Source organism: Ruegeria sp. AO1 (assembly GCF_056535985.1).
The window spans coordinates 1,043,124-1,056,944 of record NZ_JBQFJC010000002.1 but is presented as its reverse complement, the minus strand read 5'-3'; the positions used below and the strand labels follow the sequence as shown (position 1 = coordinate 1,056,944).

The window sequence follows — 13,821 nt, the reverse complement described above, 5'->3', positions numbered from 1 at the left end:
TTATCCATCCTTGCTGGTCCGAAACCACGACTCGGGGTCCACGGGGCTGTTATCTTCTCTGACCTCTATATAGAGCGTTTCTGATCGGTCAGTTCCAGTGCCATCACCACGAGTTGACAAAATAGCACCGATTTCTGGCGTTTCACCGGGCATCAAACCGACCGGAGTGCCCTCTGGTATCACTTGACCTATGTCTCCGTAGACTTCCTGCAAGCCCGAAAAGACGAATAAGAGGCCGGGCTGAGGCTCAAGAATGATCAGATTTCCCAGGTCCAGAAGCGGCCCTCGGTAGCGAATTGTGGCCGCCGTGGGCGTTGTTACCAGGGCACGCGGGCGCGCACCAAGCACAAGCCCCGGCCGCGTTACGCCTGCTGCGTCTGTTTCCCCGGCCCGGTGCAATAAAACGCCCTGGACCGGCAGAGGCACGTCGCCTTTGCGGCTTTGAATAGAGTCGTCGCTTTCCGCAATCTCCCCTTCCGAAATTTCCGACAGGCCTGTAGCAAACCCATCCAGTGTTTCGGTCGAAGAGATCAGGATTGCCGTTTTGATCGGGTCTTCAACAAAGCGCTGCGGCAACCCGGTGCGATCCGCGATGGCTTCGCTCAGGCGGGTACGGGCGGACTGCACCCCGGTCAGACCTTCTGTCAGGGTTTCCGCCGCATCCTGCTGCAGTACTCGCAAGGTCTGAACCTCTTGCAAATCCCGCGCCAAAGCCTGCGCCTTGGCATTCAGGCCCGGTGTCACCTCGGACAGCATCATCCCGGCCTGCGCAGCCCCCAAAGGGCCAGAAGGGTGCAACATCAGCACCGGCGGGGTGGTCGTTTCTATGGTCTGCAATACACCCAGCAACTGCGCCACATCCTGTTCCCGTGCGCGCAGCTCGGCCGACAGCTGCGCCTCGCGCGTGGCGGCCATGCGCAACCCGTCCCGCATGGCGGACAACCCAGCCTCGTAAGCTTGGATCGTCTCTGTTAGAGCACGCACCCGGTCGCGCGCGCTTTCTGCCTCAGACAGCGAGATGGACGCCTGTTCCAACATCTCGGCCGCCGCCAGCGCCGCCTGAGAAGGCGTGTTCTGCGCCTCCGCCGGGCCACAGAAAACCACCGCCAAGGCTGCGGCCAGAACCCTCATGACAGCAGGCTTTCCCCAGTCATCTCAGGCGGTTTGGGCAGATTCATCAGTGCCAGCAAAGTGGGCGCAAGGTCCGACAGACGCCCGGTACGAAGTGTCGCCCCCTCGGGCCCTCCGACCAAAGCCACCGGCACCGGGTTCAACGTGTGCGCGGTATGCGGGCCACCTGTCTCCGGATCCACCATTACTTCGCAATTGCCGTGATCGGCGGTGACGATCATCGCCCCCCCGGCCTTTTCCAGTGCGGCAACCACGCGAGCCAGACCTTGATCCACGGCCTCGCAGGCTTTGATCGCAGCGCTCAGGTCTCCGGTATGACCGACCATATCGGGGTTGGCATAGTTGGTGACGATCAAATCATAGCCCGCCTCGATGGCCTCAACGAACTTGTCCGTCACCTCGGCCGAGGACATCTCGGGCTGTAGATCATAGGTGGCCACTTTGGGCGATTTGGGCATGAAGCGATCTTCGCCAGCTTCGGGGACCTCCTTGCCGCCATTCAGGAAGAAGGTGACATGGGGGTATTTCTCGGTTTCGGCCAGACGGAACTGACGCAAACCCTGTTTGGCCACCCACTCGCCCAGAGTGTTCACGATGGCCCGCTTGGGGAACACCGTCGTCATATAGACATTGTGGCCGTCGGAGTACTCAACCATGCCAAGTAAAGCAGACAGCGCTGGACGCGTGCCGGTTTCGAATTCGTCAAAGCCCGGTTCGGCAATCGCGCGCAGAATTTCCCGCGCGCGGTCGGCGCGGAAATTCAGGCAGAAAAACCCGTCACCATCTTTGACACCATCATAACCTTCCAGCACGGTCGGCACGATGAACTCATCCATCTCGGATTGGTTGTAAGCGTGATCAACCGCCGCATGCGCCGTGGTATCGGCACGGCCCCGTCCTTTGATCATGGCGTTGTAGGCTTGGCTAACACGCTCCCACCGGTTGTCGCGGTCCATGGCGAAGTAACGCCCGCAAACGGTGACGATACGCGCGCCTGCGGGCAGGCGTTCTTCAAGCTCGGCAATGTAGGTGAAGGCCGATTTCGGAGCGACATCGCGCCCATCGGTCACTGCGTGCAGAGCAACCGGAACGCCGGCATCCGTGATCGCTTTGGCCGCTGCAACGATGTGGTTCACATGCCCATGGACACCGCCATCCGAGGCCAGCCCCATCAGATGCGCCGTCCCGCCCGCGGTTTTCACTTTTGCAATGAACGCCTGCAGCGCGTCATTTTCGAATAATGAGCCATCCTCGATCGCCAGATCAATCTGGCCCAGATCCATCGCCACCACACGGCCCGCGCCGATATTGGTGTGCCCAACCTCGGAATTACCCATCTGACCGCTGGGTAAGCCCACATCCGGGCCATGCGTAATCAGCGTGGCATGCGGCCCCTGCATGATCGCATCGAGTGTTGGCGTATCGGCCAAGTATGGCGCGTTGGCCTGAGTGTCTTCGGACAATCCCCAACCATCAAGAATACACAGGACTACGGGTTTGGGCGTGGCCATTTTGGTCTCCGGTAACTGCTCTTGGCGAACCTTCTATCGCCTGACCGCTTTGGGGTGAACCGCCTTTGCGCCCATCGGAGCAGATTTAATCGTTTCGTGAACCGACCCCGACAACCGGATTTCCTTACCCGAAAGGAACGTGAACCTTACGTCAGACCACCTTGTGCGAACCGCGCGGTGCTGACTAGTCTCACCTTCAGGGAGAGGGAACCTATGCAGCCAGAGATCGCAGTCTTCGCACTGATCTACATTTTGGCGCCTGCCGCAATGATGCTGCTTGCGCGGCATTCGACTTTGGCCGGGCGGCTGGGGCCGATTGTGCTGTGCTATATGGCCGGATTGGCGCTGGGGCTATCTGGTCTGCAACCCGACGCGGCTGGTCAGGTCCGTGACGGGGTCATGGAGGCAAGTTTGGGACTGGCCCTGCCTTTACTGCTGTTTGGAGTAGACCTTGGGGCTTGGGGGCGCATCGCTGGTTCTGCGCTTTTGTCGATGGCGCTGGCCGTTGTCTCGGTTACGCTTGTTGCAACGGGCCTGTTCTTTGCATTCCAAGCAGCCGGCACAGAGCAAAGTGAGCAGCTGTCCGGCATGGCTGTGGGGATGTATACAGGCGGTCTTGCGAATATGGGTGCGATCAAACTGGCACTGGATATCCCCGAGAACCGATATCTGCTGTTTGCAACCGTCGATACTGTTGTCGGCGCCGGTTACCTGCTGTTTGTGCTGACACTGGCCCCGTTGGTTTTCGCCCGCTTTCTGAAGCCCTTCCCGGGTGATCGCGACACGCAGGTTCCCGACACGGACGGGGCGAATGCGCCAAATATGCTCCGTCAGGGGGTGGTCGCTTTTCTGATTGGCGCATTTTGCGTGGCCGCAGCGGTGCTACTGACCCCTATGTTCAGCTTTGCGCCATCACAGGTCATGACCGTGGTTCTTCTTACGTCGCTGGGTCTGCTTGGTTCGGTCACACCGTCTTTGCGCAAAAACCGGGCCGCACCTCATATGGGCATGTACCTGCTTTACGTGTTTTCATTCAGCGTTGCGGCTTCGATGGATCTGGCGGAGTTGCGCGATATGGATCTGTCCGTTCTTGGCTTTGTGTTGATCGCCACCTTCGGCAACTTCGGTCTGCACGCGCTGCTTGCACGCGCCGCTGGGGTCGACAGGGATACGTTCCTGATCACCTCGGTCGCTGCCGTTATGTCGCCTGCTTTTGTGCCCATGGTCGCGCGCAGCTTGCGCAACCCTGCGATCTTGATGTCGGGCATGGCAACCGGCATTCTTGGCTTTGCCATCGGGAACTATCTGGGCATTTCACTGGCGCTGCTGTTGGCCGGGAAAGGATAGGATATGGATCATCAGAAATTGCCAGAGACAGGCCGCCCCGAAGGCGAGATCCTGGACCAGTTAAAATCCTTTGCCGAAAACGACCCGAATTACCGCGAGGGCCGGACGTGGAGCCTTGTTTATCATCTGGACGAAGACCACGACGCTTTCACAGCCAAGGCCTACAGCGCGTACTCCTCGGCAAACGGATTGAATCCGGCCGCATTCCAAAGCCTCAAACGGATGGAGACGCAGATCATCTCAACCATGGCTGGGCTGCTGAAGGGCGGACCGGACACCTGTGGCGTGGTCACTGCGGGCGGCACCGAGAGCTGTCTGATGGCGGTCAAAACCTACTGGGACATGGCGCGCAAAAAGCGTAAAGTGACCCGTCCGAACATGATCCTGCCTAAAACAGCGCATGTCGCCTGGTTCAAGGCGGCCGAATATTTCGGCGTCAAGGCGCGCCTTTTGCCGATGACGCAGGACTACGCCACCGATATCTCCAAACTTGCGAGGATGATTGACGCGGGCACGGTGATGATCCTCGGCTCCGCGCCGGAATACCCGCATGGGACGATTGATCCGATCGCCGAGATGGGCGCGATCGCACAGTCCAAAGGCATTCCCTTGCATATCGACGCCTGCGTCGGCGGGCTGATCCTGCCCTTCATGGAGCGGAACGGCGTTGACCTGCCCGATTGGGATTTCCGGGTGCCGGGGGTGACGTCCATCTCGGCCGATCTGCATAAATACGGCTATGCGGCCAAGGGGGCGTCAACTATCCTGTATCGCAATCTTGACCTGTTGAAGCACCAGATGTTCGTCTTCCCGGACTGGCCCGGAGGGGTCTTTGCCTCGCCCGCTTTGCTGGGCACAAGACCAGGAGGCGCCTATGCCGCCGCCTGGGCGGTGATGCAGAAACTCGGTGAGGACGGCTACTGCCGGTTGGCGAAAGACACCACCGAAGCGGTCGAGACCTTGAAGACGGGAATAGCGGCGATAGACGGCCTGCGCATTCTGGGAAACCCGCAGGGGCCGCTGCTGGCCTATGGCTCAACCGATCCGCAACTGAACATCTATGCCGTGGCGGATCAGCTGGAGCGCGCCGGTTGGAGCATCAATCGCGTTCAAAACCCAGATGGCATCCATTGCATGGTCACCGCCAAACACCGGCATGTCACCGATGAATACCTGGCCGATCTCGCCCAGGCGGTTGCAACCGTTCGCGCCAACCCCGAGCTCGCCAAAACCGGAGGGGCCGCGACCTATGGCATGATGGCCCATGTCCCGCTGCGCGGCATGGTGAAATCCAAGGTGCTAGATGTGTTTGCCGAGATGTACCGGGCTGGTGGAGGAGATTTGCATCTGGATGACGGCAAAGCCCCGAACCTGCTAGAACGCGGCATGGCCCGATATGTTCAGTGGAAAGCGCGGCGCAGTTAGTCCTTCAGATAACTCTTGTACGGCTTGGCTTTCCGGTTTCGGTATTTGACCGTCAGTTCCAGCGGCATGTCATTTTCGTCGTAGATCCCCAACACGACCCCCCTGCCCCGGCTTTTGGTTCGCATCTCGATCAGTTGCTGTTCAGACCGCGTTGTGCGCTGTGACGGGCGGCGCGCCCATGCAAACAGTTGGTCATACATTTCACCGATCACCTCGGCATGATCTTCGCTGTTGCCCAGATCAACCAACTCCTCCGGGTCGTTTTCAAGATCGAACAGAATCGGACGGTGCCCGCCCTCACAATGGATAAGCTTCCAGCGTTTGTTGGCGACCATGAACATCACCGCATCGCGGACCGAGGCGTTCATCCGCTCGGCAATTGGCGACGCGGAATAGTCGTATTCGCAGATCACCACATCCCGAGGCCGGTCCTGTGCCTGTCCATGCAGGATCGGCAACAGGGAATGACCTTCGAGGATATGATTGGCGACGTCGCCTCCGGCCACTTCGACGAATGTCGGAGCTAGATCAATGGATTCAACCAGCGCATCGCTCACCGTGCCTCGGGTCGCGTCGGCCTCGGGCGAAGGGTCATAGATGATCAGCGGCATTTTGGTCGAGGTATCGTGGAAGAACGTCTTTTCGCCCATCCAATGGTCGCCGAGAAAATCACCGTGATCCGAAGTCAGGACGATCATCGTATCGTCCATCCGACCGGTCTGCTCCATCCAGTCGAACAACCGGCCCATTTGATCATCGGCCTGCTTGATTAGGCCCATATAGGCCGGGATCACCGCCTCACGCACATCCTGGCGCGAGAAGGTCTCACCGATTTTGGTCTCCATGAAAGCTTTCAATACCGGGTGCGCTTTCTGGCGTTCCTCGTCGGATCGCACCACCGGCAGCACATGCTCAGGTCCGTACATCGAGGTATATGGCTCTGGCACGATATAGGGCCAGTGCGGTTTGATGAAGCTCAGATGGCAGCACCATGGGGCGTCATGGGTCTCCATGAACTCGATCCCGCGCCCGGTCAGATAGGGAGTCTCGCTGTCTTTTTCGGCAATGTTCGCAGCCTCGGACGAGTTTTTCAGGAACCAGCCAGACAGAACATTGCCATCTGCGTCCAACCCGGAATTTGCGAAGTCATGCCAGGGGTTGTCGCTTTCATAACCTTTGTCTCGCAGATACTCATTGTAGGCCTTGGCCCCATCGGGGTCATAAAACCCATCCGGCCCTTCAGGGCGCATCCCGTCATCGCGTTCGAACACGTCAAAACCGCATTCCGCCACACGGGCACCAATCAGGCTATCCGGTTCAAGACCGAGCCGCGCCATGCCCTCCGCATCTGCGCGCATATGGGTTTTACCAACCAGCCAGCATTCCATCCCCGCCTTGCGCAGGTGGTCTCCCATCGTCATCTCGCCGACTTTCAACGGGATCCCGTTCCACGAGGCACCATGCGAATGCACATACCGTCCCGTATAGGTTGACATGCGCGAACTGCCGCAGATCGGCGATTGGATATAGGCGCGATTGAATCGCACACCCTGCGCGGCCAGACGGTCGATATTCGGGGTGTGCAGATGCGGATGCCCGTAGCAGCTCAGGTAATCCCAGCGCAGCTGGTCGAACATGATGAACAGGATATTCTTGGCTTTGGCCACATGCGCCTCCGGTCTGGTCCGGAGGCTATCTAGCCAATTCCCGAAGGGCAGCGCAAATGCTGATTAGGCCTGACGCTCCATCTGCTCCAACATCTTCTTGGCGCGTTTGCATTGCAGCTGATCGCGCAGAGGGCTGTCCGGGTCGATGTCCTTTTGGCAGACCACGCATTTATCCGCGCCCGAGATCGCGTTCAAACCGCCGCAGCTGCCTTTGATGGTTTTACCCATCAACATCACACCCAGCGACATGCCGACCATGACCAGAGACAGAAGAATAAAGGCCAGAATGAAGGTGCTCATCTCGGTTCCTACCAATCAGTTGGTGCCCAGTGCGTCTTTGAACGCGCTGCTGTGCGAAGTTATATAGGCATCATCGCCGCCTGTCACATCCCGCGAGATGAAATACACGGCAAGTTTATGCTCTTCGGCCAGTTGCATACCCTTTTCCTGACCAAGCGCCAGCATTGCAGTCGCCCAGGCATCCGCCATCATGGCGGTTTCCGCCAGAACCGTGACCGAGGTCGTCCGGTGCGTGATCGGACGCCCGGTTGTCGGGTCGATGATATGCGAATAGCGCACGCCGTCTTGTTCGAAGTAGTTCTTGTAATCGCCCGAACTGGCCATACCGCGATCGTCCAGCGACACGATCAACTGCAGGCTCTGGGACCCGGCCTGAGGCTTTTCGATCCCGATCTGCCAAGTTTCGCCCTTGTCGTTCTCGCCTTTCGAGACCAGATCACCGCCGATCTCGACCAGATAGTTTTCGATGCCTGCGTCCCGCAGGGTCTCGGCGACAGCGTCAATGCCATAGCCTTTAGCGATAGCCGACAGATTGATCCCAACGCCAGGTTCGGATTTTGCCAGCGTTCCTGCCTCAGCATCCAGCGTCAAAAGCCGATTTTGTCCAACGCCTGCCAGCGCGGCCTCGATATCAGCATCCGACGGCACAGGGTCTTCGGGTTTGCGCGGGCCAAAGCCCCACAGCTCGATCAATGGGCCGAGGGTGACGTCAAAGGCTCCATCGGTTTTGTCGTGGACGTCATTTGCAGCGGCCAGAACCAGCGCGAATTCCTCTGATACAGCAACCGGGTCGGTGCTGTCGGACGCCGAGAAGGTCGAAACCTCGGAATTCGGATCCCAGTTCGACATCTTGGCGTTAACTGCGGCCAGAGTCTCTTCGATCGATGCAGCCAACGCGGTTTCGTCCAGATCCTCGCCAATCGCGGTAACATTGAAGGTCGTGCCCATGGTCTCACCCGACAGGCGCACCACATCGGGTTCCTTGTCGAACAGGCAGCCAGTCAAAAGGGCGGCAAGGGCCAGCGCAGGCAGTAGACGCATGGATCAGTCTCCGGGAAAAGCAGTGCCCGGCATATGCCAGCCACCCCGGTCAGAGTCAAACCGGCTTCACAGCTTTAGCGGCAAAAAGCCCAACATCAAAAGGCCGATCCCGGCTGGAAGCCCGAACAGCCAGGCCCGCTTCTGCCACCCGTCCGGCTGCTGTTTCCACACCATCCGGAAATTATGGCCGCAAACGACCACAACAAAGAAAATCAGCGCCGCAATGGGGGGTGTCAGATAGATATCACTCAAAAGCTAGGACTCCGGGTTTTCGCCGATGCGGGCATTTGCACCCTATACAGGCCATTTAGCTGCGCTAAGGTGAAAGGGAAAGACTTTGCAAGAACCAAAAAGGAGATTGCCCATGGCCCCAACCTCATACCAGGCCCCCACACGCGGCGACAAGCAGGACAAGTCCACCTACAGCCAGTCGACGGGATCGAACCTGTCGCAGTCGCAGACGACCGTGGCGAAACTGCTTGAGGGGAAAGGCGACGCGGTGTTCTCGGTCCGTCCGAACGAGACGATCCACACGGTGGTCAATATTCTCAAGGAAAAACACATCGGTGCCGTTTTGGTCACTGATCAGAACGGAGCGCTGCAGGGCATCCTGTCCGAGCGTGACATCGTGCGCCGTATGGCTGACACGCCCGGCCAGACCCTGCCGCAATCGGTCGAGGATCTCATGACCAAGGAGGTTCAGAGTTGCTCGCCCGACGATACGTTGAATGCGGTTCTGAAAACCATGACCGAAGGCCGGTTCCGTCATATGCCAGTCGTCCGCGATGGTCTGTTGTGCGGCATGATCACCATCGGTGACGTCGTGCATTTCCGTCTGAAAGAGCTGGAATACGAAGCGCTGCGCATGAAGCAGATGATCGTGGGCTAAAGCAACCCGGCCCGCGGCGACCTGACGCCTCGGGCCAGACAAGCTAAGCTGTTGCCGTGAACGTGACCCCTCCGGGGTACAACTCAGCAGCGGTCAGGCAGTTTGTCGCGAAAGCGCCGGTGTCGATCGAAATCACCCCGTCTCGAACTTGAACATGATCCACGATCGTGTGCCCATGCACCACCCATTGACCATCCCGGCGCGGCTGCTGTCGGAACTTGGGATGGCCCCAAAGACAGGTTTTCCGGTCCTGTTTTTCCGCTGATGCCCGAGGGTCCAGAGCGGCGTGAACGACCGAGACATTGCCGCTGGTCCACATCAGGGGCCGCTCGGTCAGCCAATCAACAAGCTCCTGTCCCATGGCAATGCGCAAACGTTCCGCTAGATCGCCCTTGTCGGCATCGAAATCTTTTATTCCAAAGGAGGCAAGCGTCTGGGCGCCCCCGTTGTTCATCCACAGCGGGCCAATTCCGAACGGGTCTTCGAGAAACCGCAGTAACATCTCTTCATGATTGCCTAAAAGGCACGTCACACGCCCGTTTGACGTTAAACTCAGATGTTTCAATTGCCGCAACACCTGCGCGCTGTAATCGCCACGGTCGACATAATCGCCGACAAACACCCAGGGCAGGCCCTCATCAAGCTTCGGCAGTAGGGCTTGCAACAGGTCCAGACGTCCGTGTATATCTCCGACCGCCACGAAACGCACCTCGGGCCTAATGCCCGACACATCCGCGCCGCGCATTCCGCCCGGCCCAAGCAGCCCTTTGATCCAGCCCGTCACCATGCAAAGACCTCTACTCTGACCGGATGCGACGGACAATCGGCAATCGGTCCGGAAACCGGCGGTTGACCAATGGCCGCGCAACCTTGATAGACATTGCAGACGGGTCGCCGAAGCGTGAGGGATTTATGAAGCGGGTTTTGATCACGGGCACGGCCGGATTTATCGGCTTTCACCTGGCGAAGCTGTTGCTGTCCGAAGGGTTCCGTGTGCATGGCTATGATGGGATGACCGACTATTACGACGTCGCCCTCAAGCAACGCCGTCATCAGATGTTGCTGCAAAATCCCGGATTCATCACCACTGAAGACATGCTGGAAAACCATGAACGGCTGATGCAGGTCGCGGATGAGTTTCAGCCCGAGGTGATCATCCACCTCGCCGCACAGGCCGGTGTGCGCTACAGTCTTGAAGAGCCGCGCAGCTACATCAACTCGAACGTCGTCGGTACGTTCAACGTGATGGAGGTCGCGCGTCAGCACAAGGTTCAGCATCTTCTGATGGCCTCGACTTCTTCGGTCTATGGCGCCAATGAGGATATGCCCTTTACCGAGGTTGAAAAGGCCGACACGCAGCTGACGATCTACGCGGCCACCAAGAAGGCCAATGAGGCGATGGCCCATTCCTATGCCCATCTTTGGGACCTGCCGACTACCATGTTCCGGTTCTTCACCGTCTATGGCACCTGGGGGCGGCCAGATCTGGCACTGTACAAGTTCGTGGACGCGATCCTCGAGGATCGCCCGATTGATATCTACAACCACGGCGACATGTATCGCGATTTCACCAATGTCGAAGATCTGGTCCGTGGCATCCGTTTGCTGATCGACGTGCCTCCGGTGCGGCCCGCCAGCGCGGATGAGGTCGAAAACGGCGACAGCCTGTCCCCCGTCGCGCCGTACCGCGTTGTAAATATCGGCAATGGTGACAAGGTGCGCCTGATGGATTTCATCGAGGCCATCGAAGCCGCGATCGGGAAAAAGGCCATCCGCAACTACATGCCCATGCAAATGGGCGACGTCCCCGCTACATGGGCCAATACTGACCTGTTACAGCACCTGACAGGGTACCGCCCGGAAACTAATTTCAAAGACGGGATCGCGCAGTTTGTCGCGTGGTTCCGCGACTATCACGGCAAGTAAAGGGCTTAGACCGGAATGCTGGAAACCAATCCTGACGCCCGCAAAATCGCCGTGATTGGGTTGGGCTATGTCGGCCTGCCGCTGGCAGTTGCCTTTGGCAAAATCGGCCCCGTGGTCGGGTTTGATATCAACGCCGCACGTATCGACGCCTTGCGCAATGGTAAGGACGCAACGCAAGAGGTCGAACCCGAAGACCTTGCCGCGGCATCGGGTCTGAGTTTCACCACGCAAGCGTCCGACCTTGCGGAGTGCGACACCTTCATCGTCACGGTGCCCACCCCAATCACCGCAGGCAAACAACCTGATTTGTTGCCTTTACTCGCGGCCTCGGAAGCCGTGGGCATGGTCCTGAAACCCGGCGACCTGGTGATCTACGAATCCACCGTCTATCCCGGCGCGACCGAGGAAGACTGCGTACCAGTGCTGGAACGCACCTCGGGCCTGAGTTTCAACACTGATTTCTTCGCTGGCTACAGCCCCGAACGGATCAATCCCGGCGACAAGACCCATCGGATCGCGGATATCTGCAAGGTGACCTCGGGCTCGACCCCGCAGGTTGCGGATCTGGTCGATGCGCTCTATGCGCGGATCATCACCGCCGGAACGCACAAGGCCGAAAGCATCCGCGTGGCTGAGGCTGCAAAGGTGATCGAAAACACCCAGCGCGACCTGAACATCGCGCTGGTGAATGAGCTGGCGATGATTTTCGGCCGGATGGAGATCGACACCGAGGCCGTTTTGCGCGCCGCGGGGACCAAGTGGAACTTCCTGCCGTTCCGCCCCGGTCTGGTCGGCGGGCACTGTATCGGCGTGGACCCCTACTATCTGACCCACAAGGCCGAGACCGTGGGCCATCACCCTCAGATCATTCTGGCCGGGCGGAGGCTGAACGATCGGATGGGCAGTTATGTGGTGTCTCAACTGGTCAAACGCATGACCCGAAGCGGCATCAATGTCGGAGCAGCACGTGTTCTGGTTCTTGGCCTGACCTTCAAAGAAAACTGTCCTGACCTGCGGAACACACGCGTCGTTGATATCATTGAGGAATTGCAGAGCTATGGCATCAGCGTCGACGTCCACGATCCCCATGCCGACCCCGCCGCAGCCGAGGCTGAATACGGCCTCTCGCTTTCAAGTTCCCCTCAGGACGGAACTTATGATGCAGTCGTTCTGGCCGTCGCGCATCAGGAATACAAAGACGCTGATCCGTCAACATTCCGAGCTTACGGCAAACCCAACAGCGTGGTATTCGACATCAAGTCCTGCCTGCCAAGGGACGCGAGTGACTTGAGGCTCTGATGCGGTCTGGAGACCACCAAAAAAAGCCGGCGCATGTTGCGCCGGCTTTTTTGTCTCTTACCCGCCGAAATCGTCGAGCATGATGTCTTCGCGGTCCACACCCAAATCCAGCAGCATGTTGATGACCGACTGGTTCATGATTGGAGGACCACACATGTAGAACTCGCAATCTTCAGGCGCGGGGTGGTTCTTGAGGTATTCCTCGAACAGAACGTTGTGGATGAAGCCGGTATAGCCCTTCCAATCGTCCTCGGGCTGCGCATCCGACAAGGCGACGTGCCAATCGAAATTGTCGAACTCTTCGGCCAATTGGTCGAAATCCTCGACAAAGAACATCTCTTTCTTCGACCGCGCACCGTACCAGAAGCTGATCTTGCGATCACGGTTCTCAAGACGCTTGAGCTGGTCGAAGATGTGGCTGCGCATGGGGGCCATGCCCGCGCCACCGCCGATGAAGACCATCTCTTTTTGGGTTTCGCGGGCGAAGAACTCACCGAACGGACCCGAGATGGTGACCTTATCACCCGGTTTCAGGTTGAAGATGTATGACGACATTTGACCCGGAGGGATGCCATCGGAACCCGGAGGAGGCGAGGCAACACGGACGTTCAGCATGATCATGCCCTTTTCGTCCGGATAGTTCGCCATGGAATACGCACGCTCAATCGGTTCTGCGACGATAGACTCGTACTGCCACAGATTGAAGCGATCCCAGTCCTCGCGATATTCCTCTTCTACGTCGAAATCGGTGTATTTCAACTGGTGCGCGGGAGCTTCAATCTGGATGTAGCCACCAGCGCGGAAGTTCACGTCCTCGCCTTCGGGCAGGTCCAGGGTCAGAGCCTTGATGAAAGTCGCCACGTTCTCGTTCGAGCGAACGGTGCATTCCCATTTCTTAACGCCAAAGACTTCCTCGGGGACTTCGATGTCCATGTCCTGCTTGACCGCAACCTGACAGGACAGACGGTCACCACAGGCCGCTTCACGCTTGGTGATGTGGCTTTCCTCGGTCGGCAGGATCGATCCGCCACCGGAATGCACCTTCACCCGGCACTGCGCGCAGGTACCACCGCCACCACAGGCAGACGGAACGAAGAGCTTTTCGGCCGCCAAGGTCTGCAGCAGCTTGCCACCGGCAGGGACCGAGATGGTCTTTTCGCCGTTGATGGTGATGTTCACATCACCGGTCGAGACCAGTTTCGAACGGGCGGCCAGAATGATCGTCACCAGCGCGATGACGATCACTGTGAAAAGGGCAACGCCTAAACCAAAAGTTTCCATTCTG

Annotated in this window: 13 protein-coding genes; 5 read left to right on the top strand and 8 right to left on the bottom strand. The window is 58.5% G+C overall.

The window, feature by feature from the left end; all coding sequences use genetic code 11:
* Together ACR3FB_RS22885 and gpmI are read right to left on the bottom strand one after the other, a co-directional pair.
* A complete protein-coding gene (locus ACR3FB_RS22885) occupies positions 1–1,131 on the bottom strand; it encodes a murein hydrolase activator EnvC family protein (RefSeq protein WP_480565640.1) in 1,131 nt (376 codons plus the stop codon).
* Entirely contained in the window at positions 1,128–2,642 is a 1,515-nt protein-coding gene (gene gpmI, locus ACR3FB_RS22880) for a 2,3-bisphosphoglycerate-independent phosphoglycerate mutase (protein WP_480565639.1), read from the bottom strand. Before gpmI ends, ACR3FB_RS22885 begins: the two co-directional genes overlap by 4 nt.
* Before the next feature lie 213 nt (positions 2,643–2,855).
* On the opposite strand from gpmI, the gene ACR3FB_RS22875 reads away from it, so the two are divergent.
* Together ACR3FB_RS22875 and ACR3FB_RS22870 are read left to right on the top strand one after the other, a co-directional pair.
* Positions 2,856–3,989 (top strand): DUF819 family protein, encoded by a 1,134-nt coding sequence (locus ACR3FB_RS22875; RefSeq protein ID WP_480565638.1) that lies wholly within the window; start codon positions 2,856–2,858, stop codon positions 3,987–3,989.
* Positions 3,990–3,992: 3 nt separating this feature from the next.
* Positions 3,993–5,414, top strand: a complete 1,422-nt coding sequence (locus tag ACR3FB_RS22870) for a pyridoxal phosphate-dependent decarboxylase family protein (protein ID WP_480565637.1) — start codon at positions 3,993–3,995, stop codon at positions 5,412–5,414.
* Here ACR3FB_RS22870 and ACR3FB_RS22865 read toward each other — a convergent pair.
* From ACR3FB_RS22865 to ACR3FB_RS22850, 4 genes are all read right to left on the bottom strand, one after another.
* Positions 5,411–7,081, bottom strand: a complete 1,671-nt coding sequence (locus ACR3FB_RS22865) for a sulfatase-like hydrolase/transferase (protein ID WP_480565636.1) — start codon at positions 7,079–7,081, stop codon at positions 5,411–5,413. The two genes, ACR3FB_RS22870 and ACR3FB_RS22865, sit on opposite strands and share 4 nt — an antisense overlap.
* Before the next feature lie 63 nt (positions 7,082–7,144).
* The gene (gene nqrM / locus ACR3FB_RS22860) at positions 7,145–7,381 is read right to left on the bottom strand and encodes a (Na+)-NQR maturation NqrM (RefSeq protein ID WP_170377292.1); all 237 of its coding nucleotides are present in this window, start codon (positions 7,379–7,381) and stop codon (positions 7,145–7,147) included.
* A gap of 15 nt (positions 7,382–7,396) precedes the next feature.
* Positions 7,397–8,422 carry an FAD:protein FMN transferase gene (locus ACR3FB_RS22855; RefSeq protein WP_480565635.1) on the bottom strand — a complete coding sequence of 342 codons (1,026 nt, stop codon included), beginning with the start codon at positions 8,420–8,422 and terminating at the stop codon, positions 7,397–7,399.
* A 66-nt stretch (positions 8,423–8,488) separates the two neighbouring features.
* Positions 8,489–8,674 carry a hypothetical protein gene (locus tag ACR3FB_RS22850; RefSeq protein WP_170377287.1) on the bottom strand — a complete coding sequence of 62 codons (186 nt, stop codon included), beginning with the start codon at positions 8,672–8,674 and terminating at the stop codon, positions 8,489–8,491.
* A 112-nt stretch (positions 8,675–8,786) separates the two neighbouring features.
* Between ACR3FB_RS22850 and ACR3FB_RS22845 the strand changes: the two genes are divergently transcribed.
* On the top strand, positions 8,787–9,311 hold the full coding sequence (locus ACR3FB_RS22845) for a CBS domain-containing protein (RefSeq protein WP_170472451.1): 525 nt from the start codon (positions 8,787–8,789) through the stop codon (positions 9,309–9,311).
* A 43-nt stretch (positions 9,312–9,354) separates the two neighbouring features.
* On the opposite strand, the gene ACR3FB_RS22840 is transcribed toward ACR3FB_RS22845, so the two are convergent.
* Positions 9,355–10,098: a metallophosphoesterase family protein gene (locus ACR3FB_RS22840; RefSeq protein ID WP_480566913.1), complete on the bottom strand. Its 744-nt coding sequence runs from the start codon at positions 10,096–10,098 to the stop codon at positions 9,355–9,357.
* A 125-nt stretch (positions 10,099–10,223) separates the two neighbouring features.
* On the opposite strand from ACR3FB_RS22840, the gene ACR3FB_RS22835 reads away from it, so the two are divergent.
* Together ACR3FB_RS22835 and tviB are read left to right on the top strand one after the other, a co-directional pair.
* The gene (locus ACR3FB_RS22835; RefSeq protein WP_480565633.1) at positions 10,224–11,237 is read left to right on the top strand and encodes an NAD-dependent epimerase/dehydratase family protein; all 1,014 of its coding nucleotides are present in this window, start codon (positions 10,224–10,226) and stop codon (positions 11,235–11,237) included.
* Between the two features lie 15 nt (positions 11,238–11,252).
* Positions 11,253–12,536 (top strand): Vi polysaccharide biosynthesis UDP-N-acetylglucosamine C-6 dehydrogenase TviB, encoded by a 1,284-nt coding sequence (gene tviB / locus ACR3FB_RS22830; RefSeq protein WP_425085316.1) that lies wholly within the window; start codon positions 11,253–11,255, stop codon positions 12,534–12,536.
* A 57-nt stretch (positions 12,537–12,593) separates the two neighbouring features.
* Here the strand turns inward: tviB and nqrF are convergent, their stop codons facing one another.
* On the bottom strand, positions 12,594–13,817 hold the full coding sequence (nqrF, locus tag ACR3FB_RS22825; protein WP_425085315.1) for an NADH:ubiquinone reductase (Na(+)-transporting) subunit F: 1,224 nt from the start codon (positions 13,815–13,817) through the stop codon (positions 12,594–12,596).
* Positions 13,818–13,821: the final 4 nt, after the last annotated feature.